Below are 14,000 nucleotides of genomic sequence, written 5' to 3' on the forward strand. Positions count from 1 at the left end.
CTCAGAGTTTGCCATGTCGCACGTCAAACCTGTTGTTTTTGCGCTTTCCGTTGTTTGCATTCAGTCGCCGGTGCTGGCGCAATCGGTCGATGACCCGGTCGGGCCGGAAGCGCCATCGGGCTATGAGGCCGATCTTGAGGCCCGCGAGAGCGATGAGATCGTCGTTGAGGCGAACAGCCGCGAATACGGCGCGGTGCTGGGCGATGCCAAGCCGGAGCTGCGCCTCAATGCGGGGGACGTGATGTCCTACGGCGTCACCTCCATCGGCGAGCTGCTGGAGGAGCTGAGCCCGCAGGTGGATGGCGGCAGCCAGGAGCCGGTTTTTCTCCTCAATGGCAAGCGGCTCAAGAACATGCGGGAGATCCGCCGCTATCCCTCCCGCGCCATCATGCGGGTCGATGTCTTCTCGCCGGAGGTGGCGGTGCGCTATGGCTACGCGCCGACACAGAAGGTGGTGAACATTGTGCTGCGGCCGCGCTTCCGCGAGGAATCGCTGGAGCTGGAGGTCACGGCCGCCAGCAAGTTCGATTACAGCAGCCAGGAGATGGAAGCCAATTCGCTGCTCATCAACCGCGAGCGGCGTATTTTCCTGACCGCCCAGTACACCCGCAGCGACAAGCTGATGGCCTCTGACCGGTTGGACGAAGGCCGCTACGACCGCCAGCCCTATTCGCTGCAGGGCAACGTGGGGCCGGGGGAAGGGCGCAGCGAGATCGACCCGGCGCTGTCCGCCCTCGTGGGCGAACCGGTCGACATCGCGGCATTGCCGGGCGGGGGGCACGCCGGGGCTCGATGATTTCGCTGCCACCGCCAACCGGCAGAGCGTGACGGACCTGAACGACTATCGCACGCTGCTGCCCTCCATGCGGGCGATCGAGGCCTCGGGCTCGCTCACCGGCAAGATCCGGGAGACCATCGACGCCAGTTTCAGCCTGGATCTGGAGCAGATCCGCAAGAGCAATCTGGTGGGGCTGGGGAGCGTGTCCCTGCCGGTTGCCGCCGCCAATCCCTACACCCCCTTCAACGACGACGTGAGGGTCTATCAATATACCGGCGGCGGGCCGCTGGAGCGCGTGTCCAAAAGCACCAGCGTTGAGGCCAATACCTCCGCCAGCGGTGCCTACGACGGCTGGACCTGGGATTTCGACGCAGGTCTTACCTATGATCGGCAGCGGCTGCGCGCTGATCGCGGCGTTGATGAGGATGCGCTCACTGCCGCGATGGAAGATGATCCGGAGGCCATCAATCCGTTTGATCTGGCGTCCTATGACCTCAGCCGTTTTGCCGCCTACGATGTATCGGTCGAGACATCGCGGGTCATGGAGGCCAGCCTGCTGGCCACCCGCGTTCTCGGCCGCACGGAGGCGGGGGAGATTTCCACCTCCCTCACGCTCGGGGCCACGCACAACCGGCTGAAGAATGAGGTCACCGAAGGCGGGGATGACATGACCCGCACCGGAGAGCTGTTCAACGCCAGCGGCACGGCCAACATCAATGTGCCCCTCCTGTCGGGGGATGAAGACGTGGGCTCGCCCATCGGCGGCGTCAGCGTCTCGCCCTATGTGGGGTTCGATGCCTCCGGCAAGTTCGGTACCAAACTGTCCTGGGGCGGCGGCGTCATGTGGACGCCGCACGGCAACGTGTCCCTCTCGTTCAATTACAGCGACGATGCCGTCTTCCCCACCATGTCGAACCTTTATGGCATCGAGTTCCAGCTGCCCGGCGAGCTTGTGTACGATCCAATGCTTGGCCGCATGGTCAGCGCCACGGAAATCTCGGGCGGTAATACCGAACTCCGCCCCGGCCGGCGGGACACGCTGAAGGCAGACCTCTCCGTCAGGCCGATCACGGGCAAGAGCTACACCTTCACCGCCAACTGGACCCAGAGCACGCTGCACAACGGCATCACCCGCTTCCCCGATCCGACGGCGGCGCTGGAGGCCCAGTTTCCCGATCGGTTCATCCGCAACGCGGCGGGCGAGCTGATCGCGTTCGACAGCCGCCCGGTCAACGCCTACCGCAACACCACCGCGCGCCTGCGCTTCGGTTTCAACGCGACCTGGCGCGTGACGGAGGAGGGCATCACCGCCGATACCTCCCGCGGCGGCCCGCCGGGTGGTTTCCGCAGGAGCAGGGGAGAGGTGCAGACGCGCGGCGAGACCATGGGGCGCGATGCATCCGCCGGCAACCGGCCACCGGGCGGGGGCAACGCCGGTCCGCCGCCGAACATTCCGGGGATGGGACAGCGGCGCACCCCGCCAGGGCGCATCCGCTTCGGGCTCTACCACACTTGGAATTTGAAGCAGGAACTTCAGCTTTACAAAGGCGGGCAGACGCTGGACCTGCTCAACGGCGAGGGCGCGGGCTCGCGCAGCGGCACCTCGCCCCACACCATCGAGGCGCAGCTGGGTTACTTCAAGGCGGGCGCCGGCATCCGGCTGAAGGGCACGTGGAACTCCGCCCAGACGATCAACCGCGACCTGACCACCGGCAGCTTCGCCCGGATCAAGAGCTACTATTCGGTCGATGTCCGCGTGTTCAAGTTCTTCAATCCGCGCGACTGGGAGGGCACGATCCTGAACGGCGTCATGCTCTCGCTGGAGGCGGAGAACATCACCAGCACCACGCCCAAGATCGTCGGTTCGAACGGCTATGTCACCAACACCGAGAGCGTGGAGCGCTACCTCGGCACCACCTTCATGGGCAAGATCCGCAAGTCGTTCTGATCGGCCGGTTCGGCGGATAGGGCGGGGGCGTCAGCCTTCCGTCCAGTGCGCCTTCAATATGAAATGCGTGCTCACCGTCGCAATGCCGGGAATGGCGGCAATGCCGGCGCGTATCGCCTCCATGGCGGCGGTCGAAGGGGCCTCCACCGTCAGCATCAGGTCGGTGGGCCCGGCCAGCGCCAGGCAGGAGCGGATCTCCGGGTAGGCCTTTAGGTGCGGCAGCACATGTTCGCATTGGAAGCCGGGCTTGAAGGCAAGGGCCATCAGCGCCCGCGTCTGCTGTGGGCCGCCTGCCTCCAGCCGCACCGTATAGCCGCGAATGACGCCTCGCTTCTCCAGCCGGTTCAGGCGGTCCTGCGTCGCGCTGCGTGAGAGGCCGACCCGCCGGGCAAGCGCGACGATGCTCTCCCGCGCGTTGTCCTTGAGCGCCGCGATCAGCACCCGGTCCTTCGGGTCGAGCGCATCGGCCGGTTGCAAGTCTCGTTCCGTCATTTTCACGCCCTTAAACCGTCATCCTTACGGCTCGCAACCGGTTGTGCCCGAGGCGATTGTACGCGTCCAGACATCACAACCGCCCGAAAGGATGAAGACCATGCAATCCTCGACCCTGGCCCTGCCGCTGAACGCCGCCCTCGTGCTCATCGACGTGCAGCAGGGCTTTTTCGATCCCAGCTGGGGCGAGCGCAACAACCCGCAGGCCGAGGCCAACATCGCCCGCCTGCTCGCCGCATGGCGGCAGGCGAAGCGCCCCATCTTCCATGTGCACCACGACAGCCAGTCGCCGACGGGGTGCTTTCGCCCCGGCACGCCGGGCAATCTGCCCAAGACGGAGGCGCAGCCGCTGCCGGGCGAGCCGGTCTATCACAAGCGCGTCAACAGCGGCTTCATCGGCACGAAGCTGGAGGAGCATTTGCGCGAAGGCGGTATCGAAACGCTGGTGATCGTCGGCCTGACCACCAACCACTGCGTCTCGACGACCGCGCGCATGGCGGGCAACCTTGGCTTTGAGACCTATGTGGTCTCGGACGCCACCGCCACCCATGCCCGCAAAAATCTGGATGGTCGCCTCCGCTCGGCGCAAGACGTTCACGACGCCGCGCTCAGCGACTTGAGCGAGGAGTTCGCCACCATCGTGACGACCGAGGCGGTGCTCACGGCCGCGGGAAAGGCCGCCGCCTGATGCGCCGCCGGGCCGGGGGAGGGGTTTACTTCTCCCGGCCTATTTTTCCCGGTCCGCCTGGGCGCGATAGGCCTTGTAGTCAGCAAGGTCGCCGTCGAAGACAGAAACCTTGCCCTTGTCCACCAGCCAGTAACGGTCGACCACCGTCTCGATGAGCGCCGTATCGTGGGAGACGAGCACCACGGCCCCCTCGAAGTCCTGCAAGGCCAGCGTCAGCGCCGCGCGCACTTCGAGGTCAAGGTGGTTGGTCGGCTCGTCCAGCAGCAAGAGGTTCGGCCGCTGCCACACGATGGTCGCCAGCACGAGGCGGGATTTCTCGCCGCCCGACATTTCGCCGGTCGCCTGAAACGCCTTCTGGTCGGTGAAACCGAAACCGCCCAGGAACGTGCGAAGGTCCTGATCGCGAGTCGTCGGGGCCACCTGCTGCATGTGCCACAGGGCAGACATCTCCGGGCGCAGCAACTCCAGCTGGTGCTGGGCGAAGTAGCCGAACTTGATGCGCTTGTCGCGCGTCAGCCGCCCCTCCTTGGCCTCCAGCTCGCCGGCGATCAGCTTGATGAGCGTTGATTTACCCGCGCCGTTGCGCCCTAACAGGCCGACGCGCGTGCCCGCCGTCACCCGCAGGCTGATGTTCTTGAGAATGGTCTTCTCGCCGTAACCCACTGCCACCTTTTCGGCTTCGATGAGCGTTTGCGACATCGCCTCCGGCTCGCGGAATTGGAAGGTGAAGGGGCTGTCCACGTGGGCGGCGGCGACGCGCTCCAGCTTGGCCAGCGCCTTGATGCGGCTCTGCGCCTGCCGGGCCTTGGTGGCCTTGGCGCGGAAGCGCTCGATGAAGCTCTCGATGTGGGCGATCTGGCGCTGCTGCTTCTCGAACATCGCCTGCTGCTGTTGCAGCCGCTCGGCCCGCTGGCGTTCATAGTCGCTGTAGGTGCCGGTGTAGAGGGTCAGCTGCTGGCCGCGAATTTCAAGAATGCGGTCAACCACCGCATCGAGGAAATTCCGGTCGTGGGAGATCAGCAGCACCGTGCCTTCGTAGGACTTCAGCCAGTCCTGCAGCCACATCACGGTCTCGAGGTCGAGGTGGTTGGTCGGCTCGTCCAGCAGCAGCAATTCCGAGCGGCACATCAACGCGCGCGCCAGGTTGAGGCGCATGCGCCAGCCGCCCGAGAAGGAGGACACGGGCTCATACTGCGCGTCTTCGGAAAAGCCGAGGCCGGTCAACAGTTCGGCGGCGCGCGCCTCCACCGAATAGGCGTCGATGCGGAGTAGCTCGCCGTGGATGCGGCCGATCTCGTAGCCGTCGTCGTCCTCTTCGGCCTTTTTCAGTTCGGCCTCGAGCTGGCGCAGCTCCACGTCGCCGTCGATGGCGAACTCCAGCGCCAGCCGGTCGGTCTCCTCGATTTCCTGCGCCACGTGCGCCACGCGCCAGTTGGAGGGGAACTCCACGTCGCCGCTTTCGGGCAGAATATCCCCGCGCAAGAGCGCGAGCAGGCTCGACTTGCCCGCGCCGTTGCCGCCGACGAGGCCCATCTTCTCGCCAGCGTTAAGGTTGAACGTGCCGTTCTCGAACAGGAGTTTTGCGCCGCGCCGCAGCGTGACCTTGTTGAAGCTGAGCATGAAAAATTCCGGAAAGCCAATCTCTGAGTAGACAAGGGACAAGGTCGAAGCCGCGCGCTGCCCGGCTTATAGGCGCAACTTAGGCTGTCGCACAGAGGGGTTTTTGCCGCGCCCCGCCTCAGCGAAAAGGCCGGCTGAGGAATTTCGACCCCTGAAGGCCGAACCGCCACGGCCGCTCAACCGCCTTGGTGATGCCGATGCGCGGGCCCGCGATAATTTCCGGCTCCGTCTCCCGCGCCTCAAAGCGAAAGGGTGGGGCATCCAGCGGCAAGCCGTCATGCGCGCCCGTCAGCCCCAGCGCCTGGGCGAGGCACCCCGGCCCGGCGCACAGGCGGCGCGGGTCGGCAAGGCCGCGCCGCTGCGCCATGATATCGAGGCCATTCGTCGGCTCGAGCGCGCGGATCAGCACGGCGCTGCCTTCGCCTGGCCGCTGCCCGCACACCACGTTGAAGCACCAATGCAGGCCCATGATGCGGTAGACGTACGCGTGGCCCTGGGGGCCAAACATGGCGGCATTGCGCCGGGTGGGGCCGCGAAAGCTGTGGGAGGCCGGATCGTCCGCCGTATAGCATTCCGTCTCGGTGATGATCCCGCCCACTCCATCCACCAGCAGCCGCGCGCCGATCAGCGCGCGGGCCAGCGCCAGGGGGTCTGTCTCGAAAAAGGAACGCGGCAGCATTAACTCTTCCGTAGAAACTCAATTTTATTGAAACGGTTGTTGACCTCTTGGCCCTCTAGCGTGCAAGGAGCACGCAACCTGTCGGCCGCCGGATAGTTGCTGTGGCGGGTTCTGCCACATTTTGAAGTCCGTCAAGCCTGGGTGTTTGCTCCATGCCGTTTCCTCCTGTCCATCCTGCCATGCAGGCGGCCCTTACGCAAAAGGGCTATGCCGAGCCCACTCCCGTACAGGAAGCTGTCATCACCGCTGGGGCTGAGGCGCAGGATCTGCTGGTCTCCGCCCAGACCGGCTCGGGCAAGACCGTCGCCTACGGCCTTGCCATGGCCTCGACGCTGCTCGGCGAGAACGACACCCTGCCGCCCAGCCGCACGCCGCTGGCGCTGGTGATTGCGCCCACCCGCGAACTGGCGCTCCAGGTCCACCGCGAGTTTCAGTGGCTTTATGGCCCGGCAGGCGCGCGGCTGGCGTCCTGCGTCGGCGGCATGGACATTCGCCGCGAGCAGCGGGCGCTCTATCAGGGCGCGCACATCGTCGTCGGCACACCCGGTCGTCTGGTCGACCACCTGAACCGGGGCAGCCTCGATGCTTCCGCCCTCAAGGTGGTGGTGCTCGATGAGGCGGACGAGATGCTCGACCTCGGCTTCCGCGACGATCTGGAAGTCATCCTCGACGCCATGCCGGAAGAGCGTCGCACGCTCCTGTTCTCGGCGACGCTGCCCAAGGGCATCGCCCAGCTGGCCAAGCGCTACCAGAAGGATGCCCTTCGCATCTCGACCGTTTCTACCGGCGAGCAGCATGCCGATATCGAATACCGCGCCATTCGCGTGGCGCCCAACGATCTGGAGCATGCCATCGTCAACCTGCTGCGCTACGTCGATGCGCGCGGGGCGATGGTGTTCTGCGCCACCCGCGAGGCGGTGCGTCGCCTGCACGGCAACCTCCTGGAGAAGGGCTTCCACGCCGTCGCCCTCTCGGGCGAACTGAGCCAGTCCGAGCGCAACCATGCGCTGCAGGCCCTGCGCGATGGCCGGGCGCGGGTGTGCATCGCAACCGACGTTGCCGCCCGTGGCATCGACCTGCCGGACCTTGGCCTTGTGATCCATGCCGAGCTGCCGACGGACGCCGCCACGCTCCTGCACCGCTCGGGGCGCACCGGCCGCGCGGGCCGCAAGGGCATCTGCGCCGTGCTGGTGCCGCACTCTCGCCGCCGCCGCGCCGAGCGGCTGCTGGCCGAGGCGAAGCTCAAGCCGCAATGGATGAACCCGCCGACGGCCGATGAGATCCGGGCCAAGGATCTGGAGAGGATGCTGGCGGATCCGGGCCTCGCCGAAGCTCCCGGCGACGAGGAGCAGGCGGCGGTGGCGGCGCTGCTGGCAAAATACAGCGCCGAGCAGATTGCCGGGGCTTTCGTGCGCCTGTCCCGCGCCCAGCTGCCGGAGCCGGAAGAGCTGTTCGAGACGGGCGCGCCGGAGCCGGAGGAGCGGGAGCGCGGTCCCCGCCAGGGCTTCGAGGAGTCCGCGTGGTTCCGCATCAACGTGGGCCGCAACGGCAATGCGGACCCGCGCTGGCTGCTGCCATTCCTGTGCCGTCATGGCCACGTGACCCGACGCGACATCGGCGCGATCCGCATCTTCGACCGGGAAACCCGCTTCGAGGTGGCAGGCCCGGCCGCCAGCCGCTTCTTCGCCGCGGTCCGCAAGGCCGCCAATGAAGATCCGGACGTGATCATCGAGCCTGCGGAGGATGCGGGCGCCACTCCGCCCCGGTCGCGCCCGCGCCTGTCGCCGCGTTACGGCGAGGACGGCGGCAAGCCGCGCAGCCCCAAGGGCTTCAAGCCCCGTGGCCCACGCTCCCAGGACGAGAGAGGCCGGGGCGAGCGGTTCCAGGGAGAGCGCCCGCAGGGGCGCGAAGGGCAGGGCCGCCCGCCGCGTCCCGGCGCCAAGCCTGGGCGGGGCCGCGGCTAGGACTCGCCATTTTTAAGCCGTAATGGAATACTCCCCCTGGCTCGGCAGCGCTTTCGTCCTACCATAACGCGGGCGGCGGGTCAGGCAGTCGGAGGCGTGTGCATCGGACGCGGCTGGCGGCCAGCCTGCCGTATCCTCGCGATTTCCGCGAGCGATGGCTCTAGGCACTGTCCTTCCGGTTGGCTAATCAATGGCGTTAATGGCAGAGGGTGATCCCATAACGCAGCAGACTGCGGCCGCCCCGCTGGCCTCCCGCCTCATGGTGGGGGGCGCGTGGATGGTCGGCACCCGTTGGGTGCTGCGTCTCCTTGGGCTCGTCAACGTGGTCGTTCTGGCGCGTCTTCTCGCGCCGTCGGACTTTGGCATCGTCGCGATGGCCATGGCGTTCGTCGCCATTGCCGATTCCATCATGAATATGGGCGCGGAAAGCGCCATCATTCAGATGGGGGAGAAGGGGCGGCAGTACTACAACGCCGCCTGGACGCTCCGCATCGCACAGAACCTGGGGCTGGCGGCGGTCATCTCCGTTCTCGCCTTCTTTGCCCCCGCCTACTACGGCGATGCGCGGGTGGAGGCGATCCTGCATGTGGTGGCCCTCACCATTGCGCTGCGGGCGTTCGAGAACATCGGCGTGACCGCTCTCCAGCAGGAGCTGCGCTTCTCTAATACCTTCTGGCAGCAGGTCATCTCCCAGGCGGTCGCTATCGTGGTGACGCTATCCTGCGCCCTCGCCTTCCGCAGCTACTGGGCACTGGTGTTCGGGTCCATGGCGCGCACCGGCATGACCGTCATCCTCAGCTACACCCTGTTTCCCTACAGGCCCCGCCTGCAATTCTCCGGCTGGCGACACATCTGGTCGTTCTCCCAGTGGTATCTGGTCAACAACCTGGGCAAGACGCTGCTCATGCGCGGCATGTCGCTGACCCTTGGCCGCGTGGCCGGGCCGGGCGTCCTGGGCGTCTATTCCATGGCGGCGGAGCTGGCTGGCACGGCGGCCTTCGAGATCGCCATGCCGATCAGCCGCGTGCTCTATACCGGCATGGTGCGGCTGCGCGACGACATGGTGCGTTATCGCCGCGCCTTCCTCCAGGCGCTTCACGGCGTCTCCCTCATCACTGCGCCGATCTGCTTCGGGCTTGCCGCCGTCAGCAACGAACTGGTGCGCCTCGCGCTGGGGGAGAACTGGATTCAGGCCATCGACATCATGAAGATCATGGCCTTCTCGGGCGTGCTGCGAATTTCATCGCTCATCGTCACCGATCAGCTGGTGGTGCTGGGGCAGCTCCGTAAGAACGCCATCATCAGTTGGGCGCAGGCCCTGGTGGTGCTGGCATCCGCCATTCCGGTCTATCAGCATTTTGGCCTTGTGGGCGTTGCCTGCGTGTCGGTGGTGCTGGCGTCCGTCACGCTCCTGTACTTGACGGCGATGATGAGCCGGACGAGCGGCATTTCCATGCGGGCGCAGTTCGCCAGCATCGCCGGCCCGTTTGTGGCCGGGGTCGGCATGGCCGCCATCGTGCTGTGCCTGCCCATGGTGATGAACGCGCCGAACTTCCTGATGCTGCCTGCCAAGGTCGTGCTGGGCGCGATCGTCTACTCAGGTTTCGTTCTGCTTTTCTGGAACCTTGCCGGCCGCCCGGACGGGCTGGAGCGCAAGGCGCTGGACAAGCTTGCCGGTTTCCGTGGCCGTCTGATGGATCGGCTGGGCCGTTCCTGAGAAAGTTCCTGAGGGAATCGAGGGCATTGGCCCCACATCAGCCAAGATGCGGCGCGCCGCCCCAGGCGATGAAGGCGCCGTTGCGGAAGCCCTCCGCCATCTTTCCGTAGAGGAACTCGGTCCCCTCCGGGGTCAGCACCCGCCCGCCCGCGGCGCGCAGCACCGCGTGGCCGGCGGCCGTGTCCCATTCCATCGTCGGGCCGAAGCGGGGGTAGACGTCCGCCTGTCCTTCCGCGACCAGGCAGAACTTGAGGGAGGAGCCCGCATCGCGCTGTCCGGCCAGCGGCAGCCGCCCCAGGAATGCCTGGGTTCGCTCGTCCGTATGGGATCGGCTGGTCACGGCGGTCAGGCCCGGCTCGGGGTAGGCGCGGGTTGCGATGGCCCGGCTGTCGGTATCCGCCACGCGCGCGCCGGGGACGACGGCAGCCAGCCGCGCCGTCTCGCCGCCCGTATACATCCTGGCCGCCGCTGGGGCATAGACGCAGCCGACAATGGGACGGCCGTTGCGAACGAGAGCCACGTTCACCGTAAACTCGCCGTTGCGGTTTATGAACTCCTTGGTGCCGTCCAGCGGGTCGATGAGCACGTAGGTTTCGCCCACCATGGGCAGGCCGTCGCGGTTTACCGATTCTTCCGCAACGATCGGCACGCCGGGCAGCAGTTTCTCGACGCCGGAGATGAGGATTGGCTCGGCCGCCTCGTCCGCCTCGCTCACCGGAGAGGCATCCGCCTTGGTCCGCACCGCGAAATCGCGGCCGTAAATATCCATGATCGCGCGCCCGGCCTCGCTTGCCAGTTCGGCAAATGCCAGGGCCAGACGGTCCAGTTCCGTCAGGCCGGCGACGCGAAAGGCAGGGGCGTGGGGCGTGTTTTGCGGGCTCATGGCAAACTCGGCTCAATAGCGACTCGTTGGGCCTCGCCTTCATCGGCGCAACAGCGCGGGACTGCAAGCCAAACCATGACTGTGGCGCGATAAACCGCAGCCGGCCGGGTGGACACTCCGGGCCGGCGGGCCATCATCATACTGGGTAGAGTCGCATGACGGCGAGCAGGAGGCAGATCATGGCAAGTTCCGCGCCGGAGCCGGGCACTACGATGAAGCAGCCGGATCTGAACCTGGCGGTTATCGGCAATTGCATGGTGAGCGCCCTCATCAATCCCGAGGCCCGCATCGTTTGGGCCTGTTATCCCCGTCTGGATTCAGACCCGGTCTTCTGCAGCCTCCTGCAGCCGAAGGGCAAGCACCGCCAGTCCGGTTATTTCGCGGTCGATCTGCTCAATCTGGCCGGTTCCAGCCAGCACTACGTGCGGAACACCGCCATTGCCGTGACCACGCTCTACGATACCCATGGCGGGTGTATCCGAGTGGTTGATTTCGCGCCGCGCTTCAAGACCTACGGCCGGGCGCTGCATCCACCCTATCTGCTGCGGCGGATCGAGCCGGTGAGCGGCAGCCCGCGGGTGTGCATCCGCGTTCGCCCGCTCTACAACCATGGCGCCCAGGCCATGAGCCGGGTGATCGGCAGCAACCACATCAGCTTCCATGGCGGCGGAGAGACCTCCTTCCGGGTGACGAGCGACCTGGCGGTCTCTTACCTTTCGGCCGAGGCGCCGTTCGTTCTCGACCGCCCGGTCCATCTCATCCTCGGGCCGGACGAAGCGCTGGAGGCCGACATCAGCGACATGGCGCGGGAATATTACACCCGCACCGAAGCCTACTGGTATGAGTGGGCGCGCTATCTGCACGTGCCGTTTGAATGGCAGGAGGCGGTGATCCGCGCCGCCATTACGCTGAAGCTATGCGCTTTTGAGGAAACCGGCGCGGTGGTGGCAGCGCTCACCACCTCCATTCCCGAAGCGCCGTTCACGCAGCGCAACTGGGATTACCGCTATTGCTGGCTGCGTGACGCCTATTTCGTCGTGCGGGTGCTCAACCGCCTCGGCGTCACCAAGACGATGGAGGAGTTCATCCGCTATATCGTCAACGTGGCTGCGATGGAGGAGACAGGCCAACTCAAGCCGGTCTATCCAATCCTGCCCGGCACTTCGCTTAAGGAGCGCATCGCCCCGGCGCTGGAAGGCTATCGCGGCATGGGGCCGGTGCGGATCGGCAATCAGGCGGGCGAGCAGGTGCAGAACGATGTCTACGGCAGCGTCGTGCTGGCCGCCGCCCAGATGTTCTTCGATAACCGCCTGCCGCGCATGGGCGACATGGCGCTGTTCCACCGCCTTGAGCGGCTGGGCGAGCAGGCGGCGCGAGTGGCGTTGGAGCCCGATGCCAGCCTGTGGGAGTACCGGGGGCAGGCGAGCGTGCACACCTATTCCAGCGTTATGTGCTGGGCGGCCTGCGACCGGTTGGCGGCCATCGCCTCCATCCTCGGCGTTTCAGACCGGGAAGCCTATTGGACCGCTGAGGCTGCGCGCATTCGCGCCGTCGTTCTGGAGCGGGCGTGGAATCCGACCCTCAACAGCTTTACCGGAACCTTCGACGGGAATGACGTGGATGCCAGCCTCCTCCACTTGCATGAGGTCGGTTTCGTTGCCGCGTCCGATCCGCGCTTCGTCGGCACCGTCAACGCCATCGAAAAGCGTCTGCGCCGGGGCAACCATATGTTCCGTTATGCGGCGCCCGATGATTTCGGGATGCCGGAGACCGCCTTCACCATCTGCACCTTCTGGTACATCGATGCGCTGGCAGCCATCGGCAGGCGTGAGGAGGCGCGGTCCCTGTTCGAGCAGTTGCTCGCCTGCCGCAACCATCTGGGCCTTCTGTCGGAGGATATCGAGCCGCGCACGGGCGAGCTATGGGGCAATTACCCCCAGACCTATTCGCTGGTCGGGCTCATTATCGCGGCCATGCGTCTCAGCAAGAGCTGGCGCGAGGCATTTGAGCCGCGCTGGTAGGCTGGCGGCTGGCATAAAGAAATGGCCGGGAAATCTCCCGGCCATTTCAACTTCTACCTCGCGCTTGCGATTTTGCCGTTAACGGCCCGCCTTTACGCCCTGGCTGCGAAGCTGCAGGAAAATCAGCGTCACCTCGCGCAGATGATCCGCAAGCCACATGGCCATGGCCCGTTCCTCCATCAGCGACTTGCCGAGCAGCGGCAGGGCCTGAAGATAGCCGGCTTCCTGACCAAGCGTAATCAGGGCCTCATAGGAGGCGATCTCGAAATTCTCCTGCGCGTAGCTGGCAAGCGAGTTCTTGAGGATCTCGTCCTCGGCCATGGCGTTGGCCATTGCGCCCATGGTGCCGGTGGCTGCCATGGCCATGTCCTTGAACAGGGAACGGTCGGAGCCGGTTATTTCAAAGATCTGCTCAAGCCGTTGCAGCTGCATCTTCGTCTCATCCAAGTGCTGGGCAACCCTTTCACGCACTTGCGGATAATGCTCGATGCGTGAGAGCATCAACTCAAGCATCTGCTCCGACTGGCGCTCCATGGCATGGGCGTCCTTCAGTCCGGCGATGAACAGGGATTCCGCGATTTCCGTTGATGATTGGTGCATATCCGGTCTCCAGAAAATCGGCTTGAGCGGACCGTGGGTGCGCGGGGTGCTCTTGCCCATGTCCGCGGCCATCAGCTCTGCGCGCCGGGCCGCAAGCGCGCCCCCGATGGCATAAAGATCAGCGCCCCGCTCACGCAGCTCGGGGAACAGTTGCCCTTCCTCCTCTACCACGTGGAGGCGCACTTCGTTGCTCAGTTGGCTGATCAGATCATCCATCTGGGGCCCGCCGGGGTCGGCCAGTTCTATGGACGCCACCAGGTCCTTGATCCGTCCGTGTTCATCAAAGGCGCGGTCGATCAGGGCATCATCGCCTGTTGAAGCCCGTGCGAAGGGGTAGAGGATGATCTCCTCGGCGCTGGCATGAGCCTTGAGCGCGGCGCAGATCTGCTTGGCCAGGTTGGCCTTCAGGGCCGGGTCCTGCAGCCTGGGGTACGCTTCCATCCAGGCCTCGACCGTGCGATGATCCTCCATCAGAAGCGCGGTGACATCCGGCAACACTTTGTCGCTGGCGGTCATCCGCTCCAAGACGGTCATAATCAGGCCGCCCGCATCCTGACGACCTTTAGTACCTATGGTCATCGGCATGACTGCCTCCTCTTCTGCGGAGCGG

Annotated in this window: 11 protein-coding genes; 6 read left to right on the top strand and 5 right to left on the bottom strand. The window is 65.6% G+C overall.

From position 1 onward, the window contains the following. Positions 1 to 13: 13 nt before the first annotated feature. Together L0C21_RS14800 and L0C21_RS14805 are read left to right on the top strand one after the other, a co-directional pair. Positions 14 to 796, top strand: a complete 783-nt coding sequence (locus tag L0C21_RS14800; RefSeq protein WP_259279210.1) for a TonB-dependent receptor — start codon at positions 14 to 16, stop codon at positions 794 to 796. A gap of 28 nt (positions 797 to 824) precedes the next feature. After that, positions 825 to 2,726: a porin family protein gene (locus L0C21_RS14805; RefSeq protein ID WP_259279211.1), complete on the top strand. Its 1,902-nt coding sequence runs from the start codon at positions 825 to 827 to the stop codon at positions 2,724 to 2,726. Between the two features lie 30 nt (positions 2,727 to 2,756). Here L0C21_RS14805 and L0C21_RS14810 read toward each other — a convergent pair whose 3' ends face one another. Further along, the gene (locus L0C21_RS14810) at positions 2,757 to 3,218 is read right to left on the bottom strand and encodes an Lrp/AsnC family transcriptional regulator (RefSeq protein ID WP_259279212.1); all 462 of its coding nucleotides are present in this window, start codon (positions 3,216 to 3,218) and stop codon (positions 2,757 to 2,759) included. A gap of 100 nt (positions 3,219 to 3,318) precedes the next feature. On the opposite strand from L0C21_RS14810, the gene L0C21_RS14815 reads away from it, so the two are divergent. Continuing rightward, entirely contained in the window at positions 3,319 to 3,906 is a 588-nt protein-coding gene (locus L0C21_RS14815; RefSeq protein ID WP_259279213.1) for a cysteine hydrolase family protein, read from the top strand. 39 nt (positions 3,907 to 3,945) lie between these two features. Here L0C21_RS14815 and L0C21_RS14820 read toward each other — a convergent pair whose 3' ends face one another. Both L0C21_RS14820 and L0C21_RS14825 read right to left on the bottom strand, forming a co-directional pair. Then, the gene (locus tag L0C21_RS14820) at positions 3,946 to 5,526 is read right to left on the bottom strand and encodes an ABC-F family ATP-binding cassette domain-containing protein (protein ID WP_259279214.1); all 1,581 of its coding nucleotides are present in this window, start codon (positions 5,524 to 5,526) and stop codon (positions 3,946 to 3,948) included. 118 nt (positions 5,527 to 5,644) lie between these two features. After that, positions 5,645 to 6,205 carry a DNA-3-methyladenine glycosylase gene (locus L0C21_RS14825; RefSeq protein WP_259279215.1) on the bottom strand — a complete coding sequence of 187 codons (561 nt, stop codon included), beginning with the start codon at positions 6,203 to 6,205 and terminating at the stop codon, positions 5,645 to 5,647. A gap of 152 nt (positions 6,206 to 6,357) precedes the next feature. On the opposite strand from L0C21_RS14825, the gene L0C21_RS14830 reads away from it, so the two are divergent. Beyond that, complete coding sequence (locus L0C21_RS14830; protein WP_259279216.1) at positions 6,358 to 8,169, top strand: DEAD/DEAH box helicase; 1,812 nt, start codon at positions 6,358 to 6,360, stop codon at positions 8,167 to 8,169. Positions 8,170 to 8,446: 277 nt separating this feature from the next. Continuing rightward, entirely contained in the window at positions 8,447 to 9,886 is a 1,440-nt protein-coding gene (locus L0C21_RS14835; protein WP_259279217.1) for an oligosaccharide flippase family protein, read from the top strand. Positions 9,887 to 9,923: 37 nt separating this feature from the next. On the opposite strand, the gene cysQ is transcribed toward L0C21_RS14835, so the two are convergent. Then, a complete protein-coding gene (cysQ, locus tag L0C21_RS14840; protein ID WP_259279218.1) occupies positions 9,924 to 10,769 on the bottom strand; it encodes a 3'(2'),5'-bisphosphate nucleotidase CysQ in 846 nt (281 codons plus the stop codon). A gap of 179 nt (positions 10,770 to 10,948) precedes the next feature. On the opposite strand from cysQ, the gene L0C21_RS14845 reads away from it, so the two are divergent. Continuing rightward, on the top strand, positions 10,949 to 12,790 hold the full coding sequence (locus L0C21_RS14845; protein ID WP_259279219.1) for a glycoside hydrolase family 15 protein: 1,842 nt from the start codon (positions 10,949 to 10,951) through the stop codon (positions 12,788 to 12,790). A 78-nt stretch (positions 12,791 to 12,868) separates the two neighbouring features. Here L0C21_RS14845 and L0C21_RS14850 read toward each other — a convergent pair whose 3' ends face one another. Further along, a complete protein-coding gene (locus L0C21_RS14850; RefSeq protein WP_259279220.1) occupies positions 12,869 to 13,975 on the bottom strand; it encodes a DUF892 family protein in 1,107 nt (368 codons plus the stop codon). Between the last annotated feature and the right edge of the window lie 25 nt (positions 13,976 to 14,000).

The organism is Pedomonas mirosovicensis, from assembly GCF_022569295.1.
GTDB classification, from domain to species: domain Bacteria; phylum Pseudomonadota; class Alphaproteobacteria; order Sphingomonadales; family Sphingomonadaceae; genus Pedomonas; species Pedomonas mirosovicensis.

Bases quoted from the DNA above. Each gene is read 5' to 3' on its own strand.
- L0C21_RS14800 (WP_259279210.1), top strand. From the start codon at position 14: ATGTCGCACGTCAAACCTGTTGTTTTTGCGCTTTCCGTTGTTTGCATT.
- L0C21_RS14810 (WP_259279212.1), bottom strand. From the start codon at position 3,218: ATGACGGAACGAGACTTGCAACCGGCCGATGCGCTCGACCCGAAGGAC.
- L0C21_RS14815 (WP_259279213.1), top strand. From the start codon at position 3,319: ATGCAATCCTCGACCCTGGCCCTGCCGCTGAACGCCGCCCTCGTGCTC.
- L0C21_RS14820 (WP_259279214.1), bottom strand. From the start codon at position 5,526: ATGCTCAGCTTCAACAAGGTCACGCTGCGGCGCGGCGCAAAACTCCTG.
- L0C21_RS14825 (WP_259279215.1), bottom strand. From the start codon at position 6,205: ATGCTGCCGCGTTCCTTTTTCGAGACAGACCCCCTGGCGCTGGCCCGC.
- L0C21_RS14830 (WP_259279216.1), top strand. From the start codon at position 6,358: ATGCCGTTTCCTCCTGTCCATCCTGCCATGCAGGCGGCCCTTACGCAA.
- L0C21_RS14835 (WP_259279217.1), top strand. From the start codon at position 8,447: ATGGTCGGCACCCGTTGGGTGCTGCGTCTCCTTGGGCTCGTCAACGTG.
- cysQ (WP_259279218.1), bottom strand. From the start codon at position 10,769: ATGAGCCCGCAAAACACGCCCCACGCCCCTGCCTTTCGCGTCGCCGGC.
- L0C21_RS14845 (WP_259279219.1), top strand. From the start codon at position 10,949: ATGGCAAGTTCCGCGCCGGAGCCGGGCACTACGATGAAGCAGCCGGAT.
- L0C21_RS14850 (WP_259279220.1), bottom strand. From the start codon at position 13,975: ATGCCGATGACCATAGGTACTAAAGGTCGTCAGGATGCGGGCGGCCTG.